The sequence below is a fragment of the Nakamurella panacisegetis genome, assembly GCF_900104535.1.
Taxonomy (GTDB): domain Bacteria; phylum Actinomycetota; class Actinomycetes; order Mycobacteriales; family Nakamurellaceae; genus Nakamurella; species Nakamurella panacisegetis.
In genome coordinates this window covers 341,532-355,509 of sequence record NZ_LT629710.1, presented here as the reverse complement: position 1 = coordinate 355,509, position 13,978 = coordinate 341,532, and the positions used below count along the sequence as shown (strand labels likewise).

Here is a 13,978-nt window from a genome sequence, read left to right as displayed (position 1 = left end):
GTCAGCTCCGATGGCCGACGACATTGATGACGTTGCCACAGGGGTCGCGGACGAAGAACCGGCGGACACCCCATGTCTCGGTGGTGAGCGGGTGCACGATCTGCAGGCCCCGGCGTTGAGCCTCGGCGTAGGCGCCATCCACGTCGTCGGTGTGCACGGACATGACCGAATCCTCCGGCGCGGTCGCGTCGTGGGTGACGAGCTGGACGCTCGTCACACCGTCCGGGGCGGTGAAACGGGCCACCCAACCCATGTTGAATTCCTCGGTGCGGAACCCCAGGAAGTCGGTGTAGAAGCTCTTCGCGGCCTCGATGTCGGTCACGGGAAGGTTGGCCGTCACGCGTGTGCTGTCCATGTCCGCTCCTTAGCCGACGTCATCGTCCGGGATCCAAACTACGCGCGAGGCCGAACGCCGCCACGGCCAGAACGGCGATGGCGATGACGGTGGCGCTCCAGCCGCCGACCAGGAACGCCAGGCCAACGGCAGCCCCGAGGGTGCTCGATCCCAGGTAGTAGGCCATCAGGTAGAGGGCGGACGCCTGAGCCCGGCTGCGGCTCGCCCGGGCCGAGATCCATCCGCTGGCCGTGGAGTGGGCCGCGAAGAATCCCGCGGTGAAGATGACCAGCCCGACCGTGATCGATCCCAGATGGTCGGGCAGCGTCAAAGCGAGGCCCCCGAGCATCAGGGCGATGCCGCTGCACAGCACCCGGCGGCGGCCGAACCGCCCCGCGCAGTAACCGGCCGCCGTCGAGCTGACCGTGCCGGCCAGGTAGGCCAGGAAGAGCCGGGACGCAGCACTACCGCTGAGGTCGATCGGCGCGGAGGTGAGCCGGAAGGTCAGGAAGTTGTAGCAGGCGACGAAACCGCCCATCAGCAGAAAGGCTATGCCGCAGAGCTTCCGGATCCCGCTGTCGGCCAGCAGTTCGCGGGCCGCGCGCAGATGGTGGCCGCCGCGCGCCGGCACCGGCGTGAACCGTCGGGGGGCCGGGAGGAGCAGGGAGAAGGTCAGGATGGCCACCGAGGCGAAGGCAGTGAACATCAGCACTGCGAACCGCCACGAACCGAAGTCCAGCGCGATGCCCGGTACCAACCGGCCGACCACTCCGCCGATAGTGTTGCCGGCGACGTAGATGCCCATCGCCCCGCTGACCTTCGACGGGTGGATCTCGTCCCCGAGGTGCCCCATCCCCACCGCGACGACGGCGCCCAGGGCGATGCCCATCAACGCCCGGCAGGTCAGCAACTCCCAGAAGTGGGTGCTGGTCGCACATCCCACGGCCAGCAACAGCGCGGCCACCATGCCGATGCGCATCATGCGGGCCCGCCCGAACGACTCGGCCAGGCTGGACATCGGCAGGATGGCCAGGGCCAGGCCGCCGGTGGCGAAGGAGACGGTCAGGCTGGCGACGGTGGCGCTCACCCCGAAAGCGGTGCCGACGGACGGCAGTACGGCCTGCGTGACGTACAGCAGCCCGAACGCGGCCAGCCCGGCCGCCAGCATCGCGACTTCCAGCCGATGCACTTCGCGCGACCCGGCGTAGGAGTCGGTGCGGCCGCTCGCGGTCGCTGCGACTTCGTTCGTTGTGGTCACCGCGTCCACGGTAGAGACGAGCCACTCATGCGTCCAATACGATTTCACCTTTAGACTGATGCAATGACGTATGAGTCGTTCGGGTTGGCGACGACCCTGGAGCAGCTGACCGCGATCGCCGAGTTCGGGCAGATCACCGCCGCGGCACAGCATCTGGGTATCCCGCAGCCGACGCTGTCCCGGGCTATGGCCCGGTTGTCACGTGACCTGGGCACGCCGCTGCTGCAGAAGGACGGGCGAGGCGTGCGGCTGACCCGGCACGGGGAGTTGCTCGCGGCCAGCGCCGGCCGGGCGCTCGACGAGCTGATGGCCGGGGTCCGGGCGGTTCGGGCCGAGGCCGATCCGAGCACCGGAACCGTCATCCTCGGTTTCCTGCACAGTCTCGGCCCTCTGGTGGTGCCGGCGTTGCTCCGCGGGTTCCGTCGCGAGTATCCGGGGGTCACCGTGCGTCTGGTGCAGGATTCAGCCGACGGCCTGCTGCGGCGGATCCCCGGTGGTGGAGTGGATCTGGTGCTGGCCGCCCCGGTCCCGGGCGATCCGCGCTGGCGGTCGCGTCCACTGGCCGAGCAGCCGCTGGCGCTACTGGTGCCGGACGGAGACGAGTTGGCGCAGGCAACGACGGTCGGGGTCAGCGATCTGGCCGGACGGGAGCTGATCACCCTGGCGGCCGGTTACGGCGTGCGCACGATCACGGATCAACTGCTGCAGGCGGCCGGGATTCCCCGGTCGTACGCCTTCGAGAGCCAGGAGATGACCACGGCCGCCGGTCTGGTGGCGGCGGGCCTTGGCATCGCGATCCTGCCGCCCGGCAACGAGGTGCCCGGGACCCGGGCCCGTCCGCTCTCGGACCCGGCGGCCTCCCGCACCCTGTCTCTGGCCTGGTCGGCCGACCGCGAACTGTCGCCACCGGGACGGCACCTGCGCAGTCATCTGATCCGGTTCGCGCCCAACCTGCTCACCGGCTGAACCGGTCGCCGGCGACTGATCGGCGTTCCCGGCACCGACCGCAGGGTGACCGGGGCGGTGGGTGCGATCCTCAGGCGCCCGCGTCCTCCAGGTCACCCTCGACGTCGAGGTAGACCCGCGACATCTGCGCCAGCAGGTCCGGATCGGGTTCGGACCACAGCCCGCGGTCGGCCGCCTCGTTCAACCGCTCGATGATGCCCCGCAGCGCCCACGGATTGGCGTGCTTGAGGAACGCCTGGTTCTCCGCGTCGAGCGTGTAGGTCCGGGCCAGGGTCTCGTACATCCAATCGGTGACGACGCCCGCTGTGGCGTCGTACCCGAACAGATAGTCGACGGTGGCGGCCAACTCGAACGCGCCCTTGTACCCATGACGCCGCATGGCCGCGATCCACCGGGGATTGACCACCCGGGCCCGGAACACGCGAGCCGTCTCCTCGGTCAGGGAGCGGGTGCGCACCGCGTCGGGCGAGGTCGAATCCCCGATGTACGCAGCGGGAGCGGTACCGGTCAGCGCCCGCACGGTGGCCACCATGCCGCCGTGGTACTGGAAGTAGTCGTCGGAGTCGGCGATGTCGTGTTCCCGGGTGTCGGTGTTCTTGGCCGCCACTACGATCCGCCGGTAGTTGGCCTCCATGTCCTCCCGCGCGGGCCGGCCATCCAACTCGCGACCGTAGGCGAAACCGCCCCAGGCGGTGTAGACCTCGGCCAGGTCGGCGTCGTCCCGCCAGTTGCCCGACTCGATCAGCGGCAGCAGTCCGGCCCCGTACGAGCCCGGCATCGAACCGAAGATCCGGGTGGTGGCCCGCCGTTCGTCACCGTGCCGGGCCAGGTCCGCCTGCGCGTTGGCCCGGACGTAGTTCTGATCGGCCGGCTCGTTCAGGCCGGCGACCAGCCGCACCGCGTCGTCGAGCATGGCCACCACGTGGGGGAACGCATCCCGGAAGAACCCGGAGATCCGCACCGTCACGTCGACCCGCGGGCGACCCAGTTCGGCCAGCGGGATGACGGCCAGGTCGGACACCCGGCGGGACGCCTCGTCCCAGACCGGGGTCACGCCCATCAGGGCCAGCACCTCGGCGATGTCGTCGCCTGAGGTCCGCATGGCCGATGTGCCCCAGACCGACAGTCCGACCGACTGCGGGTACTGGCCGTTGTCCTCGAGGTACCGCTCGATCAGCGAGGCGGCCATGGCCGCGCCCGTGTCGTAGGCCAGTCGCGAGGGAATGGCCTTGGGATCGACCGAGTAGAAGTTCCGGCCGGTCGGGAGCACGTTGATGAGCCCGCGCAGCGGCGAGCCGGACGGGCCGGCCGGGACGAAACCGCCATCCAGGGCATGCAGGATCGAGGTCAGCTCGGCCGACGTTCCGGCCAGCCGCGGCACCACCTCCGAGGCGGCGAACTCCATGACGGCCAGCACCGACGGATCGCTGTCCGGCATCACCGACGCGACGACGGATCCCATCGCGGAACGGACCCACCCCGCCTCCTCGGCCGCCAGGACGAGCGAACGGGCTTGCGCCTCAACGGCATCAACGGCGGCGAGTTCGGCGCCGTCCTTGAGCCCGAGGGCCGACCGGAGCCCGGGCAGAGCGTTGGTGACGCCCCCCCAGACCTGAGACGCCCGCAGCATGGCCAGCACCAGATTGACCCTGGCCTCGCCCACCGGCGCCTGCCCGAGCACGTGCAGCCCGTCGCGGATCTGCATGTCCTTGACCTCGCACAGCCAACCGTCGACGTGCAGGATGAAGTCGTCGAACTCCGTGTCGTCGGGTCGGCCGGCGGCCCCGCCCAGACCGAGATCGTGGTCCATCTTGGCCGCCTGGATCAGCGTCCAGATCTGCGCGCGGACTGCCGGCAACTTGGCCGGGTCCATGGCCGCGATGTTCGCGTGTTCGTCCAGAAGCTGTTCCAGGCGGGCGATGTCGCCGTACGACTCGGCCCGGGCCATCGGCGGGACCAGATGGTCGACGATGGTGGCGTGTGCCCGACGCTTGGCCTGGGTGCCCTCGCCCGGGTCGTTGATCAGGAACGGGTAGATCAGCGGCATGTTGCCGATCGCGGCGTCCGTGCCGCAGCCGGCCGACATCCCGACGTTCTTGCCCGGGAGCCACTCCAGGTTCCCGTGCTTGCCCAGGTGGACGACCGCGTGCGCGCCGAAACCCCGTTCCAGCCACCGATAGGCGGCCAGGTAGTGGTGCGAGGGCGGCATGTCGGGGTCGTGATAGATGGCCACCGGATTCTCGCCGAAACCACGCGGCGGCTGGATCAGCACCACCACGTTCCCGGCCTGCAGGGTGGCCAGCACGATCTCCCCGTCCGGGTCGGCCGATCGGTCGACGAACAGGTTTCCCGGCGCCTCCCCCCAGGTCTGCGTCATCGGCTCGGTCAGTTCGGCCGGCAGATCGGCGACCCAGCGGCGGTAGTCGGCCGCGGCGATCCGAACCGTCTGGCCGGAGAGCTGCGCGCCGGTCAGCCACTCCTCGTCCTGGCCGCCGGCGGCGATGAGCGCATGGATCAGCGCGTTACCGGCCGTCGTGTCCGGGTCCTCGCCGTCGATCGGGTCCAGTGGGGCCAGGCCGGGCAGAGCGTCCGGACCGTCGGCCGGCCCCACGTCGTACCCGGCGTCGCGCATGGCACGCAGCAACCGGATGGCCGACACCGGGGTGTCGAGGCCGACCGCGTTGCCGATCCGGGAGTGCTTGGTCGGGTAGGCCGACAGCAGCAACGCGATCTTCCGGTCGGCCGGCGGGGTGTGCCGCAGGCGGGCGTGGGCCAGCGCGACGCCGGCCACCCGGGCACACCGCTCGGGGTCGGCCACGTAGTGGGGGAGGCCGTCGGCGTCGGTTTCCTTGAACGAGAACGGCACCGTGATGATGCGGCCGTCGAACTCGGGCACCGCGACCTGGGTGGCCACGTCGAGCGGCGAGAGTCCCTCGTCCGATTCCTGCCAGGCTGACCGGCTCCAGGTCAGGCAGAGTCCCTGGAGAATCGGGATGTCCAACGCCGCGAGGGCGGCCACGTCCCAGTTCTCGTCCTCGCCGCCCGCGGTCGCGGCGGCCGGCTTGGTGCCGCCGGCGGCCAGCACGGTGACGATCAGCGCGTCGCAGCTGCCGAGCTCGGCCAGCAGGTCAGGGCCGGCGTTGCGCAGGCTGGAGCAGAAGATCGGGGCGCCGCGACCGCCGGACTCGTCGATGGCGTCGGCCAGGGTGTGCACGAAACCGGTGTTGCCCGACGCCTGGTGGGCCCGGTAGAACAGCACGCCGACCTTGGGGCGGACGGCGATCTCGGGGAGCTCCGGACGGGGAAGGGCACCCCAGGCCGGCAGCACCGTCGGGGCCTCGAAGCCTTCGCCGGTGAGCAGCACGGTGTCGCTGACGAACGCGTGCAGCTGGGCCAGGTTGGCCGGACCACCCTCGGCCAGGTACCGGTGGGCCTGTGCGGCGATCCCGATCGGGACGGACGAGAGGCGCATCAGCTCGGCGTCCGGAGTCTGCTCGCCGCCCAGCACGATCAGCGGGACCCCGCGGGCGGCCACGGCATCCAGCCCGGCCTGCCACGACCGGGCCGTGCCCAGGATCCGCACGATGATCACGGCGGCGTCGGCGATCAGCGGTTCGAGGTCGGTGGTCACGTCCAGCCGCGACGGGTTGGCCAGGGTGAAGTCGGCGCGGCTGGCCCGCCCGGACAACAGGTCCGTGTCGGAGGTGGACAGCAGGGCGATGCGGGACAACGGCGAGGCGAGATTCACGGGGCTCCTTCTCACCGGGCCTGGGACCGATGATCGACGGGTCGCCGCAGGGTCAATGTCCTGGCTCCCGGATCGACGCACGTCGCCGGCCTTCCGGCGATGGCGCTGCCGTGGCCTGACACCAGCCGGCGAACCGGCCGATCTCGGTGGCGCAGTACTCCCCGGTCACAGTGGCTCAGGCCGCCCCGGATGCTCGCCGGGTTCCTGACGCCTGTGGCGTGGTGCTGGTCCTGCCACTGTCCTTGCCCCGGACCGGGCGCGTCAAGCCGGGTCGCCGGCCGCCGTCGATCGACACCGCGTTCCATCCGGCTGCCCGTCAGAGGATCCGGTGCCCGGCCGCCCGGATCAGCACCGTGGCCCATGTCCGGTACGGCCGCCATGGCTCGGCGATCCGCTCGAAATCAGCCGGCTCGCAAGGCTTGTCGAGGTGATAGAGGCGCGTCACCAGATCCCGGGCGAGCGGCTCGTCGGCCGGGAGGACGTCGGTGAAGCCGGTGGCCCGGATGGTGATCAGCGAGGCGTAGAACGGGCCGATGCCCTTGATGCGCTGCAGCTGCGCCGTCGCCACCTCCGGGCCGGACGCCAGCAGGCGCTCGACGTCGAGCAGGCCGTCCAGGGCGGCGCGGGCGACGCCCTGCATCCGGTCCAGCTTGTCCGCCGGAAGCCCGGGGAACTCGGTGACGGCCAGCATCTGCTCCGGCGTAGCCAACGCCGCCAGGTGCTGCCCGGCAAGGGCGAACACCCTCCCGTTGGCCTCGGAGAACCGGCGCCGGACCTCGGCCATCTGCTTGGCCGGGCGGCGGGCGGACAGCACGGACCACACCGCAGCCTCGTAGGGCGAATAGAACAGTGGCGGCAGCAGGCCGGGCGCCGCGGCCTGCAGAGCCCCGATCACCGGATCGCGTCGTCCGACCTCGGCGAAACCGGTCGCGTCGCGATCCAGCGACAGCACGCGGGCGACCTGGGCCTTGATCGAGGCCACGTTCCCGTCCCCGCCGTGGATCTCGCCGTGCACGCCGGCCTCGTCCTGCCGGAGCACGACCCCGACCTGATGACGCAGGTCGTCCTGGACGAACGCCAGCCGCATCACGCCGTCGAACGGCTGCGAATGCCGCTGGCCGAATCCGAATTCCACCGACTCCCGGAGCGAGAACGCGGCGGTCGGGACGATCGTGAAGGTGTCCATGCGGGGCAGTCTGCCCCGGCCCACCGACAGCCGGGCGGGAGCGCCGTCCAACGGACAGACGTCCGGCCCGGTGGCCGCGACAGCGACCTCCGGGCCGGACTCAGGGGGTGGATCAGGCGGCCACGGGCGCCGCGGCCGCGGCGACCGGCTCGAGCGCGACGGCCAGGATCTCGGCCACGTCGCTCACCGGGATCACGGTCAGTGCGGCGAGGACCTCCGACGGCACGTCGTCCAGGTCGGGCTCGTTCCGCTTCGGGATGAAGACCGTCTTGACCCCCGCCCGCTGGGCCGCCAGCAACTTCTGCTTGACCCCGCCGATCGGCAGCACCCGGCCGTTCAGCGTGACCTCACCGGTCATCGCCACGTCGGCCCGCACATTGCGGCCCAGCGCCAGCGAGGTCAGCGCGGTCACCATGGTCACGCCCGCGGACGGTCCGTCCTTCGGCACCGCACCGGCCGGAACGTGCAGGTGAATGTTGCGCTGCAACGCTTCCGGGGCGATCCCGATCTCCGCCGCGTGCGCCTTGAGGTAGGACAGCGCGATCTGCGCCGACTCCTTCATGACGTCACCCAGCTGACCGGTGAGCTTGAGCTGCCCGCCGCCCTCGGTCACCTGGACCGCGTTGGCCTCGATGAACAGCACGTCCCCGCCCAGGCCGGTGACGGCCAGGCCGGTGGCGACGCCGGGTACCGCGGTCCGCTCGGCCGTCTCCGGGGTGAACCTTGGCCGTCCCAACAGATCCTTGAGCTGCGGCTCGTCGATCTCGATCGGGCCGGTCTCGGTGGCCAGCCGGGCGGCGACCTTGCGAAGGGCCTTGGCCAGCAGGCGTTCCAGTTGCCGGACGCCGGCCTCCCGGGTGTAGTCGGCCGCGATCTCGTGCAGCGCGGCGTCGGTGATCGTCACCTCGTCGGTCGACAGCGCAGCCCGTTCCAGCTGACGGGGCAGCAGGTGGGTGCGGGCGATCGCGACCTTGTCGTCCTCCGTGTAGCCGTCCATGGTGATCAGTTCCATCCGGTCCAGCAGGGCCGACGGGATGGTGTCCAGGACGTTGGCGGTGGCCAGGAACAGCACGTCGCTCAGGTCGAGGTCGATGTCCAGGTAGTGGTCGCGGAAGGTGTGGTTCTGCGCCGGGTCCAGGACCTCCAGCAGCGCGGCCGCCGGATCTCCCCGGTAGTCGGCGCCGACCTTGTCGATCTCGTCCAGCAGCACGACCGGGTTCATCGAACCGGCCTCGGTGATGGCCCGGACGATGCGGCCGGGCAACGCACCGACGTAGGTGCGCCGGTGGCCGCGGATCTCGGCCTCGTCCCGGACGCCGCCCAGCGCCACCCGGATGAACTTCCGGTCCAGGGCCCGGGCCACACTCTCGCCGAGAGAGGTCTTTCCCACGCCGGGCGGACCGACCAGCACCATGACGGCACCGGAACCGCGCCCGCCGACCACCTGCAGTCCGCGGGCGGCGCGGCGACCGCGCACGGCCAGGTACTCCACGATCCGGTCCTTCACGTCGTCCAGACCGTGGTGATCGGCATCGAGCACCGTCCGGGCGTTGCCGATGTCGGTGTTGTCCTCCGTCTTGACCGTCCACGGAATCTCCAGCACCGTGTCCAGCCAGGTCCGGATCCAGCCCGCCTCCGGGCTCTGGTCGCTGGCCCGTTCCAGGCGCCCGACCTCGCGCAGCGCCGCTTCACGCACCTTCTCCGGCAGATCGGCGGTCTCCACCCGGGTGCGGAAGTCTTCCGCCCCATCGGGTTCACCCTCGCCGAGTTCCTTGCGGATGGCCGCCAGCTGCTGACGCAGCAGGAATTCGCGCTGGTTCTTCTCCATGCCTTCCCGGACGTCGCCCCGGATCTTCTCGGCCACGTCCATCTCGGCCAGGTGGGCCTTGGTCCACTCGATGACCAGTTCCAGCCGCTCGTGCACCGACGGCGTCTCCAGCAGCTGCCGCTTCTGCTCCGTAGTGAGATACGGGGCCCAACCGGCGGAGTCGGCGATGGTCGCCGGATCGGTCATCTTCTCGACCGTGTTGATGACCTGCCACGCGTCCCGCTGTTGCAGGGTGGCGATCACCAGGGACTTGTATTCCTTGGCCAGCGCGCGGGTCTCGTCGCTGGGGGTCTCGTCCTCGACGAGTTCCGCCTCGACCCACAGAGCGGCACCGGGGCCGGTGACGCCGGCGCCGATCTTGGCCCGCCGGCCGGCGCGGAGCACTGCGGCGGGAGCGCCGCCGGCCAGCCGGCCGACCTGCTCGATGGTGGCCACGACGCCGTACACGGCGTAGCGGTCCTTGAGACGGGGGGCCAGCAGCAACTCACCCAGTGAGTCGTCGGTGCTGGTGGCGCGGGCCGCGTCGACGGCCGCCTGCGAGGACTCGTCCAACTCGATCGGCACCACCATCCCGGGCAGGATGACGGACTCGGTGAGGGACAGCACCGGCAGGTTCTTGGTCTGGGTCATGTCATTGGTCATTTATGGCACCCTTCAAAACTTGAGCGTGTCTGACTCAATGCTCGGCGAGTGTCGTTTGTTCCCTATGGGTTCCGCGTTCGCCTTGGGCGAACGACGCCGAGCCACCCAGCCGCCGATCACCGGCGCGGGAGTGACGGTGGGCCCGTACATCGAGGGTGAAATATCGTTGGGGGTGCTCACCGGGGCCGAGAATCTAGCGTTCAGACGGAGACGGCATGACGACGGGACAGAACTCCACCGCTGCGGACCGTCCTATGCCCGCGGCGTTCATCGGCCACGGCAATCCGATGAACGCACTGGAAGTGAATCGCTACACCACCGCCTGGAGGGCATTCGGCCAGGCCGTGCCCCGGCCTCGAGCCATTCTGGTCGTCAGCGCGCATTGGTACATCAACGCGACGGCCGTGACCGCAATGCCGCGGCCGCGAACGATCCACGACTTCTACGGATTCCCGCCCGAACTGTTCCAGGTGCAATATCCCGCGCCCGGTCTGCCCGAACTGGCCACGGAGGTGAGTGACGTCGTCCATCCGACCTGGGTCGGGGCGGACGTCGACAGTTGGGGCATCGATCACGGGACGTGGTCGGTCCTGGCCCACGCCTTCCCCGATGCCTCCATACCGGTGGTGCAGCTGAGCATCAACGCCGACAAGCCGCTGGACCATCACCTGGAACTCGGCGCGAAGCTGGCCCCCCTACGAGACCGAGGGGTGCTCATCGTGGCCAGCGGCAACGTGGTGCACAACCTGAGTGGGATGAACTGGAAGCTGGCCGACGACGGATTCGACTGGGCCCAGCGGTTCGACGAGGAGGCCAAGGAACGGATGCTGACCGATCCGACGGAGTTCGCGACCCTGGATGCACATCCGGATTTCCGGCGGGCCGTGCCGACACCGGACCACTTCATACCGGCCCTGTACCTGGCCGGCCTGGCCGGCGAGGCCCGTTCGGATTCCACCGATGTGCTCGTCGACGGCTACGCCTACGGGTCGTTGTCGATGACGGCCTACACGCTCGGTATGTCGTGCCCCCACGTGGCCGGGGTCGGCGGTTCGTCGCAGCCGCCGGCCTCTGTGCCTCCGGACGGCTCCAACATCTGAGGACCCGGGCCGGGCCGGGCCGGGCATCGCACGAACCCGCCTCCGGTGGCACGATTGACGCTGGTGACCAGCCGACCACCAGTCAGACCCACGGGAGCCGTTCATGGCCCATGACCTGCGATCCCAACCCGGCCCGCCGCCGATAACGCCGGACAAGGGACTCAAGCGCGGGGCGCTGGGACTCGTCTCCAGCGTCGTCATCGGGGTGGCCTCGACGGCGCCGGCCTACAGCCTGGCCGCCACGCTCGGCTTCATCGTCACCGGCGTCGGCCTGCAGTCGCCGGCCATCGTGGTGCTGGCCTTCGTCCCGATGCTGTTCACCGCCATCGGCTACTCGGAGCTCAACAAGGCCGATCCGGACTGCGGGACGACGTTCACCTGGGCCACGCGGGCCTTCGGACCGACCACCGGCTGGCTCGGCGGCTGGGGCATCCTGGCCGCGGACCTGCTGGTGATGTCGAGCCTGGCCCAGGTGGCCGGGCAGTACGTCTTCCTCCTGTTCGACGCCAACGACATCGGTCACGACCCGACCAGCAACTGGGTGCTGCTGGTCGGCATCGCCTGGATCGTGCTGATGACCTGCATCTGCTACGTCGGCATCGAACTCTCGGCCCGGTTGCAGCGAGTGCTGCTGGCGGTGGAACTCATCGTGCTGCTGACCTTCGCCGTCGTGGCGTTGGTCAGGGTGGGGATCGGGCACGCGCCGACCGGCGCCATCGGGGTGTCCTGGTCCTGGCTGAACCCGTTCCGTATCGACTCGTTCTCGGCGTTCTTCCGCGGGCTGCTGTTGATGATCTTCATCTACTGGGGCTGGGACAGCGCCGTCTCGGTCAACGAGGAGACGGCCGACCCGTCGCGCACCCCCGGGCGCGCGGCCGTGCTGTCCACCCTGTTGCTGGTCGTCACCTACGCCCTGGTGACGGTGGCCGCGCAGTCGTTCGCCGGCATCGGGACCAGCGGCATCGGCCTTGGCAACCAGGACAACGCCGGCGACGTGCTGTCGGTGCTCGGCTCGGCCGTGTTCGGCCCGGGCTGGGTCGGCTCGTTCCTGTCGCACCTGCTGGTGCTGATGGTCCTGACCTCGGCCGCCGCGTCGACCCAGACCACCATCCTGCCCACCGCCCGGACGTCGTTGGCCATGGCCACCTATCGCGCCCTGCCGAGGGTCTTCGCCAAGATGCACCCCCGGCACCTGACGCCGTCCGTCTCGACCCTGACCTTCGGCGCGGTGTCGATCGTGCTGTACGCCATCCTGAACAACGTCGCCAACCCGACGAGTGTGATCGCCGACTGCGTGACGGCGCTCGGGATGATGATCGCGTTCTACTACGGCCTCACGGGTTTCGCCTGCACCTGGTACTACCGCCGGACCCTGCGCCAGAGCGCCCGGAACCTGTGGATGCGCGGGATCCTGCCGACCGCCGGCGGTCTGATCCTGTACTTCGCCCTGGCCTGGAGCCTGCACGACGACTGGCTGGACCCGAACGTGTCCGGCGCGGCCAGCTACACCGTCTGGCACCTGCCGTTCAGCCCGCACTGGAACATCGGGGGAGTGTTCCTGCTGGGCGCGGGCACCGTCGCGTTGGGCATCGGGCTGATGATTCTGCAGCGGCTCACGCAACCGCCGTACTTCCGGGGCGACACCCTGGCCGTGTCCGCCGCGCCGGCCGTGGGGGTCACGGCGAGCCAGGCCCCAGCGGACGAGTCGCCGGACGGCGAATCGGCCTGACCGGCCGCCGGGATGTCCGGCCCGGCTGCTCCCGCCGGTCGACGGGGTCGCGCCTCACCGACGACCACCGGGCGGTCACGACCGGGCGGCGTCCGGCTCCGTCCCGGTGTAGGCGGCGAGGGTGCGGGCGGCCGCTGCCTGCGCCGCGTCCGGATCGTCGCCGGCGGCAATGTGCGCCTGGCACCATGCGCTCCCGGAGCGAGTGATGAAGTCGTGTCCGGCCGGAGACGCCATCCAGGCCATCGCTCCGGTCGGGTCCACCGCCTCTCCGGACGCCAGGTGAAGGGTCAGGCCGATGAGCGCCATGTCCCAGCCGATGCCGACCGCGCCCGGGCCGAACTCGTTCCACCGCTGATCGTCGACGTGAGCCGTGTGCTCGAGACGGAACTCGGTCCGGTCGGCGGCCAGGGCGGTCAGCCGCAGTTCGATCCAGCTGACGTCGCCCCCGATCTCCCAGGTGGCCGAGAAGCCATGCGGGGCATCGCAGGTCTGGACGGTCCCGCCCGCGTTGCCCTCGAGTTGGTAGTGGCCGCCGACGCTCAGGTCGCCGGTGATCGGCAGGAACCACCGGGGGATCCGTTCGGCGTTCGTGCAGGCGTCCCAGACGTCCTCGAGCGCGGCCCGGTAGGTCTGGGTGATGGTCACCGTCCTGGCCTCGCCGGCGGCCATGGTGCGGCGGCCGACAGTTCGTTCGACGGCGTTGATCTGTTCCGAGATGTCGATCATGGCTGTTCGTCTTCCTTCCGGTTCGGGTGGCGGCGTCCCCGTGCGAGTTCGGTGGCCAGTGCATCCAGCGGTGGCGTCCAGAAACGGCGGAACCGGCCCAACCAGGCGTCCGCATCGCGCAGGGCATCCGGCGCCACCGCGTAGAGCCGGCGGGCGCCCTCCGGGCGCACGTGGGCGAATCCGTTGTCTCGCAGCACCTTCAGGTGCTGCGAGACGCCGGGCTGGCTGATCCCGTATTCGGCCGTGATCGTCGCCGTGAGCGATCCGGCGGTCTGTTCGCCCGACAGCAGCAGTTCCAGGATCCGGCGCCGGACCGGATCACCCAGGACGTCGAACGCATGCACCGGACCATCTAATCGCCGTCTCTTATATAAGTCAAGAGTGAAATCGCCGCGATTGCTCTGTCACCGGTGACAGGGGTTGCTCTGTCACCGGTGACAGACCGGCCGCTCTGGGGTAGT

10 protein-coding genes and 1 riboswitch are annotated in these 13,978 nt (G+C 70.1%); of the genes, 3 read left to right on the top strand and 7 right to left on the bottom strand.

What is annotated here, in order from left to right:
• Position 1: 1 nt before the first annotated feature.
• Both BLS97_RS01595 and BLS97_RS01590 read right to left on the bottom strand, forming a co-directional pair.
• Positions 2-355, bottom strand: a complete 354-nt coding sequence (locus tag BLS97_RS01595) for a VOC family protein (RefSeq protein ID WP_090474240.1) — start codon at positions 353-355, stop codon at positions 2-4.
• A gap of 19 nt (positions 356-374) precedes the next feature.
• Positions 375-1,592, bottom strand: coding sequence for an MFS transporter (locus BLS97_RS01590; RefSeq protein WP_157695108.1), 1,218 nt, complete (start codon positions 1,590-1,592; stop codon positions 375-377).
• Positions 1,593-1,655: 63 nt separating this feature from the next.
• On the opposite strand from BLS97_RS01590, the gene BLS97_RS01585 reads away from it, so the two are divergent.
• Positions 1,656-2,558: a LysR family transcriptional regulator gene (locus BLS97_RS01585; RefSeq protein ID WP_090474238.1), complete on the top strand. Its 903-nt coding sequence runs from the start codon at positions 1,656-1,658 to the stop codon at positions 2,556-2,558.
• Between the two features lie 70 nt (positions 2,559-2,628).
• Here the strand turns inward: BLS97_RS01585 and cobN are convergent, their stop codons facing one another.
• The 3 genes from cobN to lon form a co-directional block, all read right to left on the bottom strand.
• Complete coding sequence (gene cobN, locus BLS97_RS01580) at positions 2,629-6,288, bottom strand: cobaltochelatase subunit CobN (protein ID WP_090481041.1); 3,660 nt, start codon at positions 6,286-6,288, stop codon at positions 2,629-2,631.
• Positions 6,289-6,359: 71 nt separating this feature from the next.
• Positions 6,360-6,513, bottom strand: a riboswitch (cobalamin riboswitch).
• A 109-nt stretch (positions 6,514-6,622) separates the two neighbouring features.
• Complete coding sequence (locus BLS97_RS01575) at positions 6,623-7,492, bottom strand: DNA-3-methyladenine glycosylase family protein (RefSeq protein WP_090474237.1); 870 nt, start codon at positions 7,490-7,492, stop codon at positions 6,623-6,625.
• 112 nt (positions 7,493-7,604) lie between these two features.
• On the bottom strand, positions 7,605-9,950 hold the full coding sequence (lon, locus tag BLS97_RS01570) for an endopeptidase La (RefSeq protein ID WP_090481038.1): 2,346 nt from the start codon (positions 9,948-9,950) through the stop codon (positions 7,605-7,607).
• Positions 9,951-10,216: 266 nt separating this feature from the next.
• Between lon and ygiD the strand changes: the two genes are divergently transcribed.
• Both ygiD and BLS97_RS01560 read left to right on the top strand, forming a co-directional pair.
• Positions 10,217-11,062 carry a 4,5-DOPA-extradiol-dioxygenase gene (gene ygiD / locus BLS97_RS01565; RefSeq protein ID WP_090474236.1) on the top strand — a complete coding sequence of 282 codons (846 nt, stop codon included), beginning with the start codon at positions 10,217-10,219 and terminating at the stop codon, positions 11,060-11,062.
• Positions 11,063-11,165: 103 nt separating this feature from the next.
• Positions 11,166-12,791 (top strand): APC family permease, encoded by a 1,626-nt coding sequence (locus BLS97_RS01560; RefSeq protein ID WP_090474235.1) that lies wholly within the window; start codon positions 11,166-11,168, stop codon positions 12,789-12,791.
• Between the two features lie 75 nt (positions 12,792-12,866).
• Here the strand turns inward: BLS97_RS01560 and BLS97_RS01555 are convergent, their stop codons facing one another.
• On the bottom strand, positions 12,867-13,517 hold the full coding sequence (locus BLS97_RS01555) for an SRPBCC family protein (RefSeq protein ID WP_090474234.1): 651 nt from the start codon (positions 13,515-13,517) through the stop codon (positions 12,867-12,869).
• The gene (locus tag BLS97_RS01550; protein ID WP_090474233.1) at positions 13,514-13,861 is read right to left on the bottom strand and encodes an ArsR/SmtB family transcription factor; all 348 of its coding nucleotides are present in this window, start codon (positions 13,859-13,861) and stop codon (positions 13,514-13,516) included. Before BLS97_RS01550 ends, BLS97_RS01555 begins: the two co-directional genes overlap by 4 nt.
• Between the last annotated feature and the right edge of the window lie 117 nt (positions 13,862-13,978).

What these genes read in the sequence shown, in the direction of transcription:
- BLS97_RS01595 (WP_090474240.1), bottom strand. Translation starts at nt 355, where the DNA reads ATGGACAGCACACGCGTGACGGCCAACCTTCCCGTGACCGACATCGAG.
- BLS97_RS01585 (WP_090474238.1), top strand. Translation starts at nt 1,656, where the DNA reads ATGACGTATGAGTCGTTCGGGTTGGCGACGACCCTGGAGCAGCTGACC.
- BLS97_RS01575 (WP_090474237.1), bottom strand. Translation starts at nt 7,492, where the DNA reads ATGGACACCTTCACGATCGTCCCGACCGCCGCGTTCTCGCTCCGGGAG.
- lon (WP_090481038.1), bottom strand. Translation starts at nt 9,950, where the DNA reads ATGACCCAGACCAAGAACCTGCCGGTGCTGTCCCTCACCGAGTCCGTC.
- ygiD (WP_090474236.1), top strand. Translation starts at nt 10,217, where the DNA reads ATGCCCGCGGCGTTCATCGGCCACGGCAATCCGATGAACGCACTGGAA.
- BLS97_RS01560 (WP_090474235.1), top strand. Translation starts at nt 11,166, where the DNA reads ATGGCCCATGACCTGCGATCCCAACCCGGCCCGCCGCCGATAACGCCG.
- BLS97_RS01555 (WP_090474234.1), bottom strand. Translation starts at nt 13,517, where the DNA reads ATGATCGACATCTCGGAACAGATCAACGCCGTCGAACGAACTGTCGGC.